This window comes from Duganella sp. BJB476, assembly GCF_003416895.1.
Taxonomy (GTDB): domain Bacteria; phylum Pseudomonadota; class Gammaproteobacteria; order Burkholderiales; family Burkholderiaceae_D; genus Rugamonas.
Map to the genome: position 1 here is coordinate 435,435 of NZ_QVIO01000003.1, position 15,570 is coordinate 451,004.

15 protein-coding genes are annotated in these 15,570 nt (G+C 62.6%); 2 read left to right on the top strand and 13 right to left on the bottom strand.

The genetic code is table 11. The annotated features are described in order from the left end of the window. Positions 1-12: 12 nt before the first annotated feature. Positions 13-2,382, top strand: a complete 2,370-nt coding sequence (locus D0T21_RS15310) for a TonB-dependent siderophore receptor (RefSeq protein ID WP_116990466.1) — start codon at positions 13-15, stop codon at positions 2,380-2,382. 1 nt (position 2,383) lies between these two features. On the opposite strand, the gene D0T21_RS15315 is transcribed toward D0T21_RS15310, so the two are convergent. From D0T21_RS15315 to D0T21_RS15360, 10 genes are all read right to left on the bottom strand, one after another. After that, positions 2,384-4,000, bottom strand: coding sequence for a methyl-accepting chemotaxis protein (locus tag D0T21_RS15315; protein ID WP_301546340.1), 1,617 nt, complete (start codon positions 3,998-4,000; stop codon positions 2,384-2,386). Positions 4,001-4,127: 127 nt separating this feature from the next. Beyond that, a complete protein-coding gene (locus D0T21_RS15320; protein ID WP_116990468.1) occupies positions 4,128-5,060 on the bottom strand; it encodes a CysB family HTH-type transcriptional regulator in 933 nt (310 codons plus the stop codon). Continuing rightward, positions 5,057-6,127 carry a sulfate/molybdate ABC transporter ATP-binding protein gene (locus tag D0T21_RS15325; protein ID WP_116990469.1) on the bottom strand — a complete coding sequence of 357 codons (1,071 nt, stop codon included), beginning with the start codon at positions 6,125-6,127 and terminating at the stop codon, positions 5,057-5,059. Before D0T21_RS15325 ends, D0T21_RS15320 begins: the two co-directional genes overlap by 4 nt. Before the next feature lie 4 nt (positions 6,128-6,131). Further along, positions 6,132-7,034 (bottom strand): sulfate ABC transporter permease subunit CysW, encoded by a 903-nt coding sequence (gene cysW, locus D0T21_RS15330; protein WP_116990470.1) that lies wholly within the window; start codon positions 7,032-7,034, stop codon positions 6,132-6,134. Next, positions 7,034-7,906 carry a sulfate ABC transporter permease subunit CysT gene (gene cysT, locus D0T21_RS15335; RefSeq protein WP_229211485.1) on the bottom strand — a complete coding sequence of 291 codons (873 nt, stop codon included), beginning with the start codon at positions 7,904-7,906 and terminating at the stop codon, positions 7,034-7,036. The genes cysW and cysT overlap by 1 nt, the downstream gene beginning before the upstream one ends. Positions 7,907-8,016: 110 nt before the next feature. Next, a complete protein-coding gene (locus D0T21_RS15340) occupies positions 8,017-8,790 on the bottom strand; it encodes a sulfite exporter TauE/SafE family protein (RefSeq protein WP_116990472.1) in 774 nt (257 codons plus the stop codon). A 78-nt stretch (positions 8,791-8,868) separates the two neighbouring features. Further along, on the bottom strand, positions 8,869-9,507 hold the full coding sequence (locus tag D0T21_RS15345) for a peroxiredoxin (RefSeq protein ID WP_116990473.1): 639 nt from the start codon (positions 9,505-9,507) through the stop codon (positions 8,869-8,871). 37 nt (positions 9,508-9,544) lie between these two features. Then, entirely contained in the window at positions 9,545-10,108 is a 564-nt protein-coding gene (locus tag D0T21_RS15350; RefSeq protein WP_116990474.1) for an alpha/beta hydrolase, read from the bottom strand. 2 nt (positions 10,109-10,110) lie between these two features. Further along, the gene (locus D0T21_RS15355; protein WP_116990475.1) at positions 10,111-11,112 is read right to left on the bottom strand and encodes a sulfate ABC transporter substrate-binding protein; all 1,002 of its coding nucleotides are present in this window, start codon (positions 11,110-11,112) and stop codon (positions 10,111-10,113) included. Between the two features lie 101 nt (positions 11,113-11,213). Further along, complete coding sequence (locus D0T21_RS15360; protein WP_116990671.1) at positions 11,214-11,597, bottom strand: diacylglycerol kinase; 384 nt, start codon at positions 11,595-11,597, stop codon at positions 11,214-11,216. 103 nt (positions 11,598-11,700) lie between these two features. Here D0T21_RS15360 and D0T21_RS15365 point away from each other — a divergent pair, with 103 nt between their 5' ends. Further along, entirely contained in the window at positions 11,701-12,480 is a 780-nt protein-coding gene (locus D0T21_RS15365) for an IclR family transcriptional regulator (RefSeq protein WP_116990476.1), read from the top strand. Here D0T21_RS15365 and pbpG read toward each other — a convergent pair. The 3 genes from pbpG to D0T21_RS15380 all read right to left on the bottom strand — a co-directional run bounded on the left by pbpG (position 12,462) and on the right by D0T21_RS15380 (position 15,304). Next, positions 12,462-13,541, bottom strand: coding sequence for a D-alanyl-D-alanine endopeptidase (gene pbpG, locus D0T21_RS15370; protein ID WP_116990477.1), 1,080 nt, complete (start codon positions 13,539-13,541; stop codon positions 12,462-12,464). The genes D0T21_RS15365 and pbpG overlap by 19 nt on opposite strands. Before the next feature lie 148 nt (positions 13,542-13,689). Next, the gene (locus D0T21_RS15375) at positions 13,690-14,385 is read right to left on the bottom strand and encodes a nitroreductase (RefSeq protein ID WP_116990478.1); all 696 of its coding nucleotides are present in this window, start codon (positions 14,383-14,385) and stop codon (positions 13,690-13,692) included. 10 nt (positions 14,386-14,395) lie between these two features. Continuing rightward, on the bottom strand, positions 14,396-15,304 hold the full coding sequence (locus D0T21_RS15380; protein WP_116990479.1) for a DMT family transporter: 909 nt from the start codon (positions 15,302-15,304) through the stop codon (positions 14,396-14,398). Between the last annotated feature and the right edge of the window lie 266 nt (positions 15,305-15,570).

The following is a 15,570-nucleotide window of genomic DNA, read 5'->3' on the forward strand; positions in this document are numbered from 1 at the left end:
AAAGACCGTCACATGAGCACACGCCGAATCGCCCGCCCCCTCCTGCTCAGCAGCCTGATCGCCACCGTCGTGATTCCCGCCTTCGCCCAGCAAGCCACCGCCGACGGTGAGTTGCAGTCCGTGGTCGTCACCGGCACCTATGCCAAGAACCGCCGCACCATCGATTCCGAATCGCCGGTCGATGTCATCGGCGCCAAGGAATTGCAGGCGAGCGGCTCGACCGAACTGGCCACCGTGCTGGGCCGCCTGCTGCCGTCGATGAACTTCCCGCGCCCGTCCGGCGCCGACGCCAGCGACGCCGTGCGCCCCGCGCAACTGCGCGGCCTGTCGCCGGACCAGACGCTGGTGCTGGTCAATGGCAAGCGCCGCCACACCACGGCGGTGGTCAACGTCAACGGCACCCAAGGGCGCGGCTCGGCGCCGGTCGACCTGAACGCGATTCCACTGGCGGCCATCGACCACATCGAGGTGCTGCGCGATGGCGCGGCGGCCCAGTACGGCTCGGACGCGATTGCCGGCGTGATCAACATCATCCTGAAAAAAGGCGCAACCGGCGGCGAGGCCGAAGTGGGCTTCGGCGAGTACCAGAAGCGCGACGGCAAGGCCATCACGGTGCGCGGCTCCACCGGCTTCAACCTCGGCGACCAGGGCTGGGTGCGGGTGGCGCTGGAAGCGGCCGACCGCGATCCGACCAACCGCGCCGGCCCCGACCTGCGCAATCCGGCCGAGCCGCGCTACGGCAAGGTCAACCAGCGCTTCGGCGATCCGGAAACCCGTCCGCGCACCGTGTTCGTCAACAGCCAGTACCGCATCAACGACGACATCGACTGGTACGCCTTCGCCAACTATGGCCAGCGCAACACCTCGGCCGCCGCCACCTGGCGCACCGCGCTGAACGGCACGGCCCAGCGCACGCCATTGTTCCCGGAAGGCTTCCTGCCGCTGGAGAACAGCGAATCGACCGATACCTCGCTGGTCACCGGCCTGCGCGGCGAAGCGGGCGGATGGCGTTGGGACGCCAGCCTGAACTACGGCAGCAATGAATTCCAGCTGGACCTGGACCACACCGTCAACCAGACGCTGGGCGCGAACAGCCCGACCCACTTCTACGCAGGCAAGCTGAAGAACACGCAGCAGCTGTTCAACTTCGACGTCGCCAAGGAATATCCGGTGGCGGCCTTCAGCGGCCCGCTGACGGTGGCGCTGGGCGTCGAGGCGCGGCACGAGAAATACGAAATCGGCGCCGGCGACGAAGCGTCCTACATCGGCACCGGCGCGCAGGGCTTCTCCGGCTTCCGTCCGGTCAACGCCGGCAGCAACAGCCGCCACAACGAATCGATCTACGCCAACCTGGAAGCGGAAATCACCAAGCAGTTCTCCGCCTCGGGCGCGCTGCGCCATGAGCGCTACAGCGATTTCGGCAGCACCACCTCGGCCAAGGGTTCGGCGCGCTATGCGTTCACGCCGGACTTCTCGCTGCGCGGCACGGCCTCGTCCGGCTTCCGCGCGCCGTCGCTGGCGCAGCAGTTCTACACCATCACCACCACCAACTTCTCGGTGGTGAACAATGTCAACACGCCAATCGAGACCGGCACCTTCGCGGTCGGCAGCGCCGCCGCCTCGGCGCTGGGCGCGACCCCGCTGAAGGCCGAGAAAGCCCGCAACTACAGCCTCGGCGTGCAATGGTCGCCGACCCGCAACTGGAACACTTCGGTCGACGCCTACCGCATCGACATCGACGACCGCGTGGCGCTGTCGGCCAACATGACCTTGTCGCCGGCGCTGCAGGCGGCGCTGGCCAAGCAAGGCATCCTGGTGGGCGCGGGCCGCTACTTCACCAACGCCATCGACACCCGCACCACCGGCGTCGACGTGGTCAGCACCTACCGCTGGGAGACCACGAGCGCGGGCCGCTACGACTTCACCGCGGCCTACAACCACAACAAGAACTCGCTGGAGCACGTGAACGACAACCCGGCCATCCTGACCGCCAACGGCCTGACCTTGATCGACCGCCAGACCATCAACCGCCTGACCGTCGGTTCGCCGAAGGACAAGTTCAGCCTGGCGACCGACTGGTCGCTCGGCGCCTGGGGCGCGCGCGGCGTGGTGACGCGCTACGGCAGCTTCACCGTGCCGCAGAATAACGCCACGCTGGACCAGGTCTACGATCCGCAGTGGGTGCTGGATTTGTCGGGCAGCGTCAAGCTGAACAAGAACTGGCGCCTGAGCGCGGGCATCGACAACGTGACCAACCGCTATCCGGACCAGGTCACTTCGGCGGGCAACCTCAACAACAACGGCATCAATCCGTACAGCGGCTTCGCGCCGAACGGTTTCAACGGCCGTTACTACTACGCCAAGGCGGGTTACAGCTGGTGATCTAGGCCGGGACGGCCAACAAGGTCCGCTTGCGGGACGGCGTCGAATGCGACGGCTGCCCCGCCAGCTTGAACACGCTGACCGCCTGCGCCAGCAAGTCCGCCTGGTCGCGCATACTTTGCGCGGCCGCGGCGGCTTCTTCCACCAGCGCAGCGTTCTGCTGCGTCACATCGTCGATCGAGACGATGGCCTGGTTGACCTGTTCTATCCCCGTGCTCTGCTCGCTGCTGGCGGCGCTGATTTCCGTCATGATGTCGGCCACCTGCTTGACCGCCTTGACGATGCCACCCATCGTCGCGCCGGCCTCATCGACCAGCAGCGATCCGGCATCCACCGTCTCCACCGAACGCGCGATCAATTCCTTGATCTCCTTGGCGGCGCTGGCCGAACGCTGGGCCAGCGTCCGCACCTCCGAAGCGACCACCGCGAAGCCACGCCCCTGCTCGCCGGCGCGCGCCGCTTCCACCGCCGCATTCAGGGCCAGGATATTGGTCTGGAAGGCGATGCCGTCGATCACGCTGATGATGTCGACAATCTTGCTCGAGCTTTCCTTGATCGCGCCCATCGTCGTCACCACCTGGCCGACCACCTGCCCGCCCTTGGTGGCGAAGTCCGACGCCGCCACCACCAGCTTGGTGGCCTGGCGCGCGTTCTCGGCGTTCTGCGTCACGGTCGACGTCAATTCCTCCATCGACGATGCGGTCTCTTCCAGGCTGGACGCCTGCTGCTCGGTGCGGCTGGACAAATCCAGGTTGCCGCTGGCGATCTGATTGGAGGCGGTGGCGATGGTATCCGTGCCCGAGCGCACCTGGCCGACGGTGCGCGCCAGGCTGTCGTTCATGTCGATCAGCGCGCGCAGCAGCTGCCCGGTTTCATCGGTGGTGTCGCACTCCATCTGCATGGTGAGATCGCCGCCCGCCACCGCCTGCGCCATGCCGACGGCGCGGTTCAGCGGCTGCGTGATGCTGCGCGTGATCCAGTACAACACCCACGAGGCCAGCGCGGTGGCGATCACCGTCAGCAAGATCATCATGTTGCGCGAACTGGAGTAGGATTGCTCGGCCACCGTGCTGGCTTCTTCGATCGCCGCGTTCTGGAATTTGACCAGTTCGGTCAGCGTGTTCAGGTAGGCGGTTTGTTCCTTGCGCACCGTGCTCAGCAGATAGGCGACCGACTCTTCGCGCTTGCTGTCATCGGCCGACATCTTGAGGAAGGCGGTTTGCACCACCGTGTATTTGTCGCGCGCTTCCAGCACGGCTTGCAGCCTGGCCTTGCTCTGCGGATCCTCATCGTCGGAGATCAGCACGCCGAGCTTGTCGAGGCGGGTGGCGTTGTCTGCCTTGCGCTGCTCCACCCGCGCCAGTTCCGCCTTGACGACCTCGGGGTCCTTGGACAGCATGGCGTTGCGCATCGCGCGGGCCACGTCGTTGAGACCGCCTATCGTTTCGTAGGCCAGTATGACCTTGGGTATCTTGTCTGCCTGCAGATCCTGGGTGTTGTTATTCAACTTGCCAAGATTGCCGATGCCGATGGCCGAAATGCCGATCATGAAGACCATCGACACGCCCAGTCCGGCGGCCAGCCGGACCCCTATCTTCCAGTTCCCGATACCCATCATGTGCTCCCCAGAGTAAGACCAACGGACTTAAATTCTTGGTTGCTGCAAGCTAGTTATGAGTTTGAGTATAGAGTCAATCAGCGGCGCCGGATGGAAAAAATTAGCTGACTGTTTGCTGCCCGCCACATCAGCTCAGATCCCCGCCGTTCAAGGCCGCGTCGATATCGGCGCGGGTCAGGTCGGGGGCGAATTCCTGGATGAAGTGGTAGGCGTAGGAGCGCAGATAAGCGCCGCGCCGCACCGCCAGCCGCGTGGTGTTTTGCGCAAACAGGTGCGACGCTTCCACCGCGCGCATGCCCTTGTCGCGGCCGTGGTCGAAGGCCATCGAGGCGACGATGCCCACGCCCAGGCCCAGCGCCACGTACTGCTTGATGACGTCCGAATCCATCGCCGTCAACACGATGTCGGGCTTGACGCCGGCGCGTTCGAACGCCGCGTCGATATGGCCGCGGCCGGTGAAGCCGACGTCATAGGTAATCAACGGGAACTCGGCCAGGTCCTCCAGCCGGATCGGCGAGCGCGCCAGCAGCGGATGGCCGTCCGGCACCACGATCAAATGGCTCCAGCGGTAGCAAGGGAAAGACACCAGGTCGGGGAACTGCGACAGCCCCTCGGTGGCGATGCCGATGTCGGTCTTGCCGGACAAGATCCATTCGGCGATGTGCTCGGGCGCGCTCTGCTGCAAGGCGATGCGCACGTCGGGATAGGCCGTACGGAAGCTCTGCACCACTTTGGGCAGCGCGTAGCGCGCCTGCGTGTGGGTGGCGGCCACGCTCAGGGTGCCGCTTTGCTGGCCGGTGTATTCCAGGCTGGCCTGCTGCAGGTTTTCCGCCTCGATCAGCAGGCGCTCGATGATCTTCAGGATGCCCTTGCCGGGTTCGGTCATGCCGGTCAGGCGCTTGCCGTTGCGCTCGAAAATCACCACGCCCAGCTCGTCCTCCAGCTCGCGGATCTGACGGCTGACGCCGGGTTGCGAGGTGAACAGCGCATTCGCCACTTCGGTCAGGTTGTAGCCACGACGGGCGGCTTCGCGGATGGACCGCAGTTGTTGGAAATTCATAAGGAGACTCCGCCATCAACAAATACACGCAGGCGCTTGGGACGCACTACCAGGGTTTCGCCTTCTTTCAATTGCAGTTGGCTATAACGTTCATTCGACATCACCGCTTCGATCAGCTCGGCGGTATCGCTGCGCTCCAGGTCCAGCTGGGCCAGCGGGCCGATCGCATGTGCGCGGCGCAGCTTGACCACGATGCCTTCCGCGCCCGGCGCGTAGCGGTCGATCTCCAGGTCGTGCGGGCGCACGTAGGCGGTGCCCTTGCCGTCGGCCGACGGCTGGCCCGGCACGGTGAAGGAAGCGTCGCCGCTGGCCAGGATGCCGTCCTGCACGCGGCCGTGGAACATGTTCACGTTGCCGAGGAAACCGTACACAAACGGCGAGGCCGGATGGTTGTAGACCTCGTCCGGCGCGCCGATCTGCTCGACGTTACCCTTGTTCATCAGCACCACCTGGTCGGCCACTTCCAGCGCCTCTTCCTGGTCGTGGGTGACGAAGATCGAGGTTACGTGCAGGTCGTCGTGCAGGCGGCGCAACCAGCGGCGCAGTTCCTTGCGCACCTTGGCGTCGAGCGCGCCGAACGGCTCGTCCAGCAACAGCACGCGCGGCTCGACCGCCAGTGCGCGCGCCAACGCAATGCGCTGACGCTGACCGCCCGACAGCTGCGGCGGATAGCGGTCGGCCAGCCAGTCCAGCTGCACCAGCTCCAGCAGCTCCTTGACCTTGCGGCGGATCTGGTCTTCCGACGGCCGCTCGGCGCGCGGCTTGACGCGCAGGCCGAAGGCGACGTTCTCGAACACCGTCATGTGCTTGAACAGCGCGTAGTGCTGGAACACGAAGCCGACCTGGCGCTCGCGCACATGGCGATGCGAGGCGTCGTTAGCGTCCAGCAGCACCTGGCCCGAGTCCGGATGTTCGAGGCCGGCGATGATGCGCAGCAGCGTGGTCTTGCCGCAGCCGGAAGGCCCGAGCAGCGCGGTCAGTTCGCCCTGCGGAAAATCCAGCGACACATTGTTGAGGGCGACGAAATCGCCGAAACGCTTGTTGATGTTTTTAACTTCGATGGTCATGGCATTACTCCGTTGTGCGCACGTCGTCGGCGATCGATTCGTTCAGGCGCCAGGCGATAAAGGATTTCAGGGCCAGCGTCACCAGCGCCAGCAGGGCCAGCAGCGAGGCCACGGCAAAGGCGGCGGCAAAGTTGTATTCGTTGTAGAGGATCTCGACCTGCAAGGGCACGGTATTGGTCTCGCCGCGAATGTGGCCGGACACCACCGACACCGCGCCGAACTCGCCCATCGCGCGGGCGTTACACAGGATCACGCCGTACAGCAGGCCCCACTTGATGTTGGGCAGCGTGACGCGGCGGAAGGTGTCCCAGCCGGACGCGCCCAGCACGATGGCGGCCTCCTCTTCCTCGTTGCCTTGCGCCTGCATCAGCGGGATCAGCTCGCGCGCGACAAACGGGAAGGTGACGAAGATGGTGGCCAGCACGATGCCCGGCACCGCGAACAGGATCTTGATGTCGTGCTCCTGCAACCACGGGCCGAACCAGCCCTGCGCACCGAACAGCAGCACGTAGATCAGGCCGGAGATCACCGGCGACACCGAGAACGGCAAGTCGATCAGGGTCAGCAGGATGCTCTTGCCTCGGAACTCGAACTTGGCGATGCACCACGACGCGGCCACGCCGAACACCAGGTTCAGCGGCACGGCGATGACCGCCGTGATCAAGGTCAGCTTGATGGCCGAGATCGCATCGTCCTCGATGATGGCGGCCACATAGGCTTGCCAGCCCTTGCGGAACGCTTCGACAAACACCGCCACCAGCGGCACGAACAGGAACAGCGTGAGGAAGGTCAGCGCAACGGCGATCAGCGCGATGCGCACCCAGCGCGGCTCCAGCGTTTGCGGGGCCGACGGCAGCTCGCCGCGACGTGCGGGTGTAGTTGGAATAGTTGTAGAAGCAGCGGTCATTATTTACCCGACTTTCCGCGAGCCCAGGCTTGCAACAGGTTGATGGTCAACAGCATGATGAAAGACACCACCAGCATCACCACCGCGATTGCGGTGGCGCCGGCGTAGTCGTACTGCTCCAGCTTGGTGATGATGAACAGCGGCGTGATTTCCGACACCATCGGCATATTGCCGGCGATGAAAATCACCGAGCCGTACTCGCCGGTGGCGCGCGCGAAGGCCAGCGCGAAGCCGGTCATCAGCGACGGCAAGATGGTCGGGAACACCACGCGGGTAAAGGTTTGAAAGGCGTTGGCGCCCAGGCTGGCGGCGGCTTCTTCCAGTTCGCGCTCGGCGTCTTCCAGCACCGGTTGCACGGTGCGCACCACGAACGGCAGGCCGATGAAGGTCAGTGCCACCACCACGCCAACCGGCGTGAACGCCACCTTGAAACCCAGCGTGCCTTCGAGGAAGCGGCCGAACCAGCCGTTGGCCGAATACAGCGCCGTCAAGGTGATGCCGGCCACGGCGGTCGGCAGCGCGAACGGCAGGTCGACCAGGGCGTCGATGATGCGCTTGCCGGGAAACTCGTAGCGCACCAGCACCCAGGCGACGATGCTGCCGAAGATGACGTTGACGAAGGCGCCCAGCAGCGAGGCGCCGAAGGTCAGCTTATAGGAGGCCATCACGCGCGCCGACGTCACCGCGTTCCAGAAGCCTTCCCAGCTGAGCGTGAAGGTCTTCAGGAATACGGCCGACAGCGGGATCAGGACGATCAGCGTCAGGTAGAAAATGGTGAATCCCAGCGACAACCGGAACCCCGGCATGACGCGGAAAGGCGCGCCCCGGACGGCGCTGGACGCCGTGGCGGGCGCAGCGAGAACTGCTGACATGGATGCTCCCTTATTACAAATTCTTCTATAAGGGCTGCATAATCTCATCTGCACTTCATATTACAAACGAAGCATTTTTCATTTGGTTAGACGATAAAGCTATATGGTTTTTAAGAAACCAGCTTGGCGGCGACCGCGACCAAGGTGAATGCCAGCAAGCCGCGCAGCAGGCGTTCCGGCACGGCGCGGGCGGCGTAGGCGCCGATGGTGATGCCGGGCAGCGAGCCGACGAGCAAAGTCAGCAACAAGCTCCAGTTGATCGAGCCCAGCCACCAGTGGCCGACGGCGGCGATCGCCGTCAGCGGCACGGCATAGGCGATATCGGTGCCGGCCACTTCGGCGGCGGTCAGGCGCGGGTACAGCATCACCAGCAGGGTGGCGCCGATGGCGCCGGCGCCGATCGACGAGATGGTCACCAGCGTGCCCAGCACGGCGCCGGCGACGATGGTGGCGATGCTCAGCGCCCTGCCCTGCAACTGGCGCTCGGGATGGGCCATGATCCAGGCCAGCATCTTGCGTTTGAATAGCAAGGCGACCACGGTCAGCATCACCGAGCCGGCGATCATATAGCGTATGACCTGGCCGATTTCCTTGTTGAGCGTACCGAAATATTTGAGGGAGATGCTAGCCAGCAAGGCCGCCGGCAAGGCGCCGAGGCAGAGGCGACGCACGATTTCCCAGTGCACCGTGCCGCGCATGCGGTGGGTGAAGGTGCCGACACCCTTGGTCAGCGAGGCGAAGGCCAGGTCGGTGCCGACCGCTACCGCAGGCGAAACACCGAACAGCAGCGTCAACAGCGGCGTCATCAGCGAACCGCCGCCCACGCCAGTCATGCCGACCAGCAGGCCGACCGCGAAACCAGATGCGACAAATGACAAATCCATGCAAATCCCCAAGAGTAGGCTGCAGAGTAACTACTCTAGGGGAATATCCAAACAACGCAATCCTTATTTGCTTATGCGTTATTTATTTGGCTGGGGTGTGACGCGCAAGTAAGGTCGTGCCGCCGTATAACCCTTCGGATACTTTTGCTTCAGCACGTCCGGATCCTGCACGGTCAGAGGAATGATGACGTCGTCGCCGTCTTTCCAGTTGCCTGGCGTGGCCACGGTGTAGCCGTCGGTCAGTTGCAGGGCGTCGATAACGCGCAACACTTCGTCGAAGTTACGGCCGGTGCTCATCGGGTAAGTCAGGCTCAGGCGCACTTTTTTGTTCGGATCGATGACGAACAGCGTACGCACGGTGGCCGTGGTCGAAGCGTTCGGGTGGATCATGTCGTACAGCGTGGAAACCTTGCGGTCGGCGTCGGCGATGATCGGGAAACCGACCAGGGTGCCCTGGGTTTCCTCGATGTCGGCGATCCACGACTTGTGCGATTCGGCCGGGTCGACCGACAGCGCGATCGCCTTGACGTTGCGCTTGTCGAATTCCGGTTTCAGCTTGGCAGTCAGGCCCAGCTCGGTCGTGCAGACCGGCGTGAAATCGGCCGGGTGCGAGAACAGCACCACCCAGGAATTACCTGCCCACTCATGAAAGTGCAGCTTGCCGATGGAAGAATCTTGTTCAAAATCAGGGGCGGTATCGCCCAGTCGTATCGTCATAGTCAGCTCCAGATGGGAAAAAGAACACCGGCTTGCATTAAGCCGTCAGCCTACTATTCTGCGCCTTTTCTGCTAAAAAATACAATGTTTCGAGACCTTCGGGCCAATCGCCCAGCCCCGACTCGGCATTGATGTGGCCCAGCGGCCCGCCGTCGATGAAGCGGCTGCGCCAGCGTTGCGCCCACAGCTGCGCGCGCGGCGCCGCCATCCACGGATCGTCGGTGCTGCCGACCATGATGGACGGCGCCGGCAGCGCCTGCTGCGGCAGTTGCGCCGCGACATTGAATTTATCGGGATCGGCCGGCGCCACCAGCAGCACGCCCGCCACGCCGGATGGATCGCGCGCCAGGCTGTGCACCGTGGCCAGCGTGCCGAAGCTGTGGGCGACGATCAGCGTCGGCCGCTGGTCGCCAGCCGCCGCACGGCGCGCCTGATCGATGCGGGCCGACCAGCGCGGCAGGTCCGGCACGTCCCAATCGTCCTGCTGTACCCGCTCGAAGGCGGGGAACAGCCGTTGCCAGCGGCTTTGCCAGTGCTCCGGTCCGCTGTTATGCAGACCGGGCGCAATCAACACGCGAAACCGGGACAGCGCGCCGTTCATGATTACTTGGGCTGGTAGATCTGGTCGAACAGGCCGCCGTCGGCGAAGTGGGTCTTCTGCGCCTTGGTCCAGTCGCCGGCCACATCGGACAGCTTGAACAGTTTCACGTTCGGGAATTGGGCGGCGTATTTCTTCGCCTCTTTTTCCACGGCCGGACGGTAGTAGTTCTTGGCGATGATTTCCTGCGCTTCATCGGTGTACAGGAAGTTCAGGTAAGCCTCGGCCACCTTGCGGGTGCCGCGCTTGTCGACCACCTTGTCGACCACGGCCACCGGCGGCTCGGCCAGGATGGAGACCGACGGCGCGATGATGTCGAACTTGGCCGGGCCCAGTTCCTTGACCGCCAGCAGCGCCTCGTTTTCCCAGGCGATCAGCACGTCGCCGATGCCGCGCTCGACGAAGGTGGTGGTGGCGCCGCGCGCGCCGGAATCGAGCACCGGCACGTTCTTGTACAGCTTGCTCAAGAAATCCTTGGCCGAGGCTTCGGTGCCGCCCGGCAGGCGCAGCGCGTAGCCGTAGGCGGCCAGGTGGTTCCAGCGTGCGCCGCCGGAGGTTTTCGGATTCGGGGTGATGACGGCGACGCCCGGCTTGACCAGGTCGTTCCAGTCCTTGATGCCTTTAGGATTGCCCTTGCGCACCAGGAACACGATGGTCGAGGTGTACGGGGTGCTGTTGTGCGGCAGCTTTTTCTGCCACTCCGGCGACAGCAGCTTGTGCTCGGCGATGGCGTCGATGTCGTAGGCCAGCGCCAGCGAGACCACGTCCGCCTCCAGGCCATCGATCACGGCGCGGCCCTGCTTGCCGGAGCCGCCGTGCGATTGTTTGATTTTCAGCACGTCGCCGGTCTTGGCTTGCCAGCTTTTGGCAAAGGCGGTGTTGACGTCCTGGTACAGCTCACGGGTCGGATCGTAGGATACGTTCAGCAACGAGATTTCTGCCGCCAAGGCTGGAGCGACGGCGGTGACGGCGAGAATAGCAGCAGCAATAATTTTCTTGGACAGCATTTTGTGGTTCCCCTTGTAGTGAAGGTCTCCAGATTACGGCTGTCCTTTATAAATGAGAACTAAGCTTTTAGCAGTTCCTTATACCGAAACTTTATATACGTTCAATAGAAACGGTTGAACAGCACCACGCCCCAGGCGCCTGCCGCCAGCAGACAGGTCAGCAACACGGCGGCGCTGCCGAAGTCCTTGGCGTTCTTGGACAGCGGGTGGCGTTCCAGCGAAACGCGGTCCACCACGGCTTCGATGGAGGAATTGATCAGTTCCACGATCAATATCAACATCAGCACGCCGATCAGCATCAATTTCTCGAACGCCGAGATGCGCAGCACCAGCGCGATGATGGTGCCGACCACGAACAGGCTCACTTCCTGGCGGAATGCATGCTCATGCTTCCAGGCCGACTTGAAGCCGTCGATGGAGTATAAAAAGGCCGAAAAGATACGTTTCAGGCCGCTCTTGCTCTTGAATTCGCTCACTGGTTCCATGAATAAGCCGCAAATGGTGAATGTATCATTATGCATCAATTTCTATTTTTTTCACATTATGGTATAAAGTAGTCATCGCATACTGCACCGCACCAACCACATCATGAAAATCGAAACCGTTCCAGAGCAAAAGACCACTATCCAGGTGATCGAGCGTATGGTGGCGCTACTCGATGCGCTGGCCAAATATCCCGACCCTGTGAGCCTGAAGGAATTGTCCAAGGTTTCCGGGCTACACCCTTCGACCGCCCACCGGATTCTGAACGACATGGTGCTGACGCGCTTTGTCGACCGCATCGAACCGGGCACCTACCGGCTCGGCATGCGGCTGCTGGAATTGGGCAATGTTGTGAAGAGCCGGCTGTCGGTGCGCGAGGCCGCGCTGGATTTCATGCGTGCACTGCACAAGAAAACCCAGCAGACCATCAACCTGTCGGTACGCCAGGGCGACGAGATCGTCTACATCGACCGCGCCTTCTCGGAACGCTCGGGCATGCAGGTAGTGCGCGCCATCGGCGGCCGCGGCCCGCTGCACCTGACTTCGACCGGCAAGCTGTTCCTGTCGGTGGACGAGCCTAAAGCCATCCGCGCCTACGCCACGCGCACCGGATTGGCCGGCCACAACAAGAATTCGATCACGGACCTGGCCAAGCTGGAGCGCGAGCTGAGCCTGGTGAAGTCACGCGGCTACGCGCGCGACAATGAAGAGCTGGAGCTGGGGGTGCGTTGCATGGCCGCCGGCATCCACGACGACAGCGGCAAGCTGATTGCCGGGCTGTCGATCTCGGCGCCGGCCGACCGTCTGCAGGACGAATGGCTGGAAGACCTGGTCATGACCGCCAACCAGATCTCCGCCACGCTGGGTTACATTCCAGTCGAATAAGTCGACGGCGAGCTGAGCGGCGCGCTGAGGGCGGCAGGCTTCAGCGCCTCCAGCCATTTGCGCATGCGGCCGGCATCGGCGATACGCGACTGCTTGCCCTTGGAATCGAGGAACACCATGATGACCGAGCGGCCTTCGATGACCGCCTGCATCATCAGGCAGCGCCCCGCTTCGTTGATGAAGCCGGTTTTCTGCAAGCCGATCGACCAGTCCGGGCTGGCCACCAGGTGGTTGGTGGTGCCGAACTGCATCGGACGGCCGTTGGTTTCGACCATGGCCTTGGCGTCGGTCGAGTACTGGCGCAGGATGGGCTGCTGATACGCCGCCATCGCCAGCTTGGCCAGGTCGCGCGCGCTGGCCACATTCATTTTCGACAGACCGCTGGAATCGACGTAGTGGGTATCGACCATGCCCAGTTCGCGGGCCTTGGCGTTCATCGCCTCGACAAACGCAGGCTTGCCACCTGGATAGTTACGGCCCAGGGCCGACGACGCCCGGTTTTCCGAACTCATCAGCGCGATGTGCAGCATGTCCGCGCGGCTCAGCTGGGTACCCACCTTCAGGCGCGAGCTGCTGAATTTTTCGCGGTCGACGTCCTCGTCGGTGATGCTCAGGATCTCGTCCATGTTCTGCTTGGCTTCGACCACGACCAGGCCGGTCATCATCTTGGTGATCGAGGCGATCGGCAGGGCGACGTTGGAATTCTTTTCAAACAGCACTTCGGAATTGGCCTGGTCCAGCACCAGCGCCACATTGGATTTCAGGTCCAGCGGATCGTGCGTCATGTTCAGGCCGGCCAGGTCGCCCATGGTCGGCACCGCTGGCGCGGCCACGATCATGCGCTGGTACACCACTTTGCGGCGGCCATTGACCTTGATCACGCGCTTGACCACGCGTTCGCCAGGCTCGGCGGCAGCCACGCGCACAGGTCCACGGGCCTTGACCTTCTTCACATGGTGTTTTTTCGATGTGGCGCCATCGGCAGCCTGGGCTGCCGATGCGGTGAGCGCCGTGGAGGCGAACATCAGCGAAATGAGCGCACTTAAAGCTAGTTTATACATTCATATCCCCGAAAAAAACGGTGTAGAGAAAGCGAAAGACCTGTTGCAGTGTAGCAAAATAATGAACAATCGCAAGCAAATTTAACATTGGCAGCATCGATGGTTGCGTCGATACAATATGGCGCCGTAGGTTTTAAACAAGCTAGTTCTAACCAACAAATTTAACAAATTCCTCAAGCGCCATACGGTCCGTGATCAAGGTATTTTCAACTTTCGAACTATCGGCGTAACCAAGGGCCATGCCGCACACCACGGTTTCATTGTCCGGCAATCCCAACTGGCTGCCTATGATTTTATGATACTGGGTAAAAGCCGCCTGCGGGCAAGTATCGAGGCCCCGCGCCCGCGCCGCCACCATGATGTTTTGCAGGAACATGCCGTAGTCCAGCCACGAGCCCTGCTCCATGATGCGGTCGATGGTAAAGATGAGACCTACCGGAGCGCCAAAAAATTCATAATTGCGGCCGTGTTGTGCAGCCATGCCGGCCTTATTGTCGCGCGTCAAACCCAGTAGAGCATACAAATCCCAGCCGACCTTTCGACGCCGCTCAATAAAAGGCGAAATCCACTCGCGCGGATAGTAGGCGTATTCCTCGCTGTGCTGTTTAGCCTGCTCTGGATCACTATGTGCGGCCAGTATCGCCGTTGACAACTGCTGCTTGCGCTCGCCATCGAGCACGTAGACTTTCCACGGCTGGGTATTGGTGCCGGACGGCGCCCGCGCCGCCACCTGCAAAATCTGCGCGACATCCTCGCGCGCCACGGCTTGCGGCAGGAAGGCGCGGATCGATCGGCGGCTGGTGATGGCGGCGTCCACCGCTTGCTGGTCGGGAGTTGAAATCATATGCACTCGCTTATCTGGTTTTCTTGACTACAAATATCACACCGGTGACCGCCAGCGCCATCCCCGCTATGCCGAGGGCGTTGAAAGCCTCGCCAAACATCAGCCAGGCCATGACGGCGGTGGTCGGCGGCGTCAGGTACATCAGGCTGGTGACCTGGGTGGCGTCGCTGCGGCGTATCAGCGCGAACAACAGGAAGATGGCGCCGATCGACAAGCCCATCACCGACCACAGCAAGGCGCCGAAGAAACGCGGCGTCCACTGCACCGCAGCAAAGTCCGGCGTCAGCCCTTCGAAGATGATGGCCAGCGGCAGCACCAGGACCAGCGAGGCGGCAAACTGGATCACGGTGCCGGTGCGCAGGTCGAAATGCGGACAATAGCGTTTTTGATACAGGGTGCCGGCGGTGATCGACAGCAGCGCCAGCACGCTCAGCAGGATGGCGTCGGTCGACAATCCGACCAGCTTGATCTTGGCGGCCACCACCAGCCCCACCCCGGCCAGGCCGAAGACCAGGCCCAGCCATTGTAGCGGCCGCACTTTCTCGCCGATCAGCGGCGCGGCGAAGGCGGTCAGGATGGGCTGCATGCCGACGATCAACGCCGACAAGCCGGCCGGCATGCCCAATTTGATGGCGCACCAGACACCGATCAGGTAGCCCGCCTGCACCAGCAGCCCGGCCAGCGCGATCTGCCAGACCTTGCCCTGCGGCCAGGGCGCCTTCAGCAGCAGCACGGCCGGCACCAGGAACAGCAACACGCCCACAAAGCGCATCACCAGGAAGGTCAGCGGCGGCGCATACGGCAGGCCGAACTTGGCGACGATGAAGCCGCTGCTCCACAACAGCACGAAAAACAGCGGCAGCGGCGACAGGAAAGTGGCGTGTTTGACAACCACGGCGGCGCTCGGGGTGTTGGGCATGGGGAAACCGGTAAAACTTACTTGCAGCATGAAAGGAAATCGGCGCCGGATTGCGGCGCCGACTCGACAGGATGCAAGTCTATCACGGCGACCATTTCGCCACCGGCTATGCCTTGCCAAGCCGTATTTCCCCTATGGAAATACTTTCCTCAAGCTAGATTTCGTTCTTTGGTGCAATGCACAAAAAATCGCTTGACTTAATTTCTGAAGGCCGTAAAATCGGGTTTGTTGCGTTGCACAATTAGTTGTTCGGTCTGAAACGTGGA

Coding starts and splice junctions, on each gene's coding strand:
- D0T21_RS15310 (WP_116990466.1), top strand. CDS start 13: ATGAGCACACGCCGAATCGCCCGCCCCCTCCTGCTCAGCAGCCTGATC.
- D0T21_RS15315 (WP_301546340.1), bottom strand. CDS start 4,000: ATGATGGGTATCGGGAACTGGAAGATAGGGGTCCGGCTGGCCGCCGGA.
- D0T21_RS15320 (WP_116990468.1), bottom strand. CDS start 5,060: ATGAATTTCCAACAACTGCGGTCCATCCGCGAAGCCGCCCGTCGTGGC.
- D0T21_RS15325 (WP_116990469.1), bottom strand. CDS start 6,127: ATGACCATCGAAGTTAAAAACATCAACAAGCGTTTCGGCGATTTCGTC.
- cysW (WP_116990470.1), bottom strand. CDS start 7,034: ATGACCGCTGCTTCTACAACTATTCCAACTACACCCGCACGTCGCGGC.
- cysT (WP_229211485.1), bottom strand. CDS start 7,906: ATGTCAGCAGTTCTCGCTGCGCCCGCCACGGCGTCCAGCGCCGTCCGG.
- D0T21_RS15340 (WP_116990472.1), bottom strand. CDS start 8,790: ATGGATTTGTCATTTGTCGCATCTGGTTTCGCGGTCGGCCTGCTGGTC.
- D0T21_RS15345 (WP_116990473.1), bottom strand. CDS start 9,507: ATGACGATACGACTGGGCGATACCGCCCCTGATTTTGAACAAGATTCT.
- D0T21_RS15350 (WP_116990474.1), bottom strand. CDS start 10,108: ATGAACGGCGCGCTGTCCCGGTTTCGCGTGTTGATTGCGCCCGGTCTG.
- D0T21_RS15355 (WP_116990475.1), bottom strand. CDS start 11,112: ATGCTGTCCAAGAAAATTATTGCTGCTGCTATTCTCGCCGTCACCGCC.
- D0T21_RS15360 (WP_116990671.1), bottom strand. CDS start 11,597: ATGGAACCAGTGAGCGAATTCAAGAGCAAGAGCGGCCTGAAACGTATC.
- D0T21_RS15365 (WP_116990476.1), top strand. CDS start 11,701: ATGAAAATCGAAACCGTTCCAGAGCAAAAGACCACTATCCAGGTGATC.
- pbpG (WP_116990477.1), bottom strand. CDS start 13,541: ATGTATAAACTAGCTTTAAGTGCGCTCATTTCGCTGATGTTCGCCTCC.
- D0T21_RS15375 (WP_116990478.1), bottom strand. CDS start 14,385: ATGATTTCAACTCCCGACCAGCAAGCGGTGGACGCCGCCATCACCAGC.
- D0T21_RS15380 (WP_116990479.1), bottom strand. CDS start 15,304: ATGCCCAACACCCCGAGCGCCGCCGTGGTTGTCAAACACGCCACTTTC.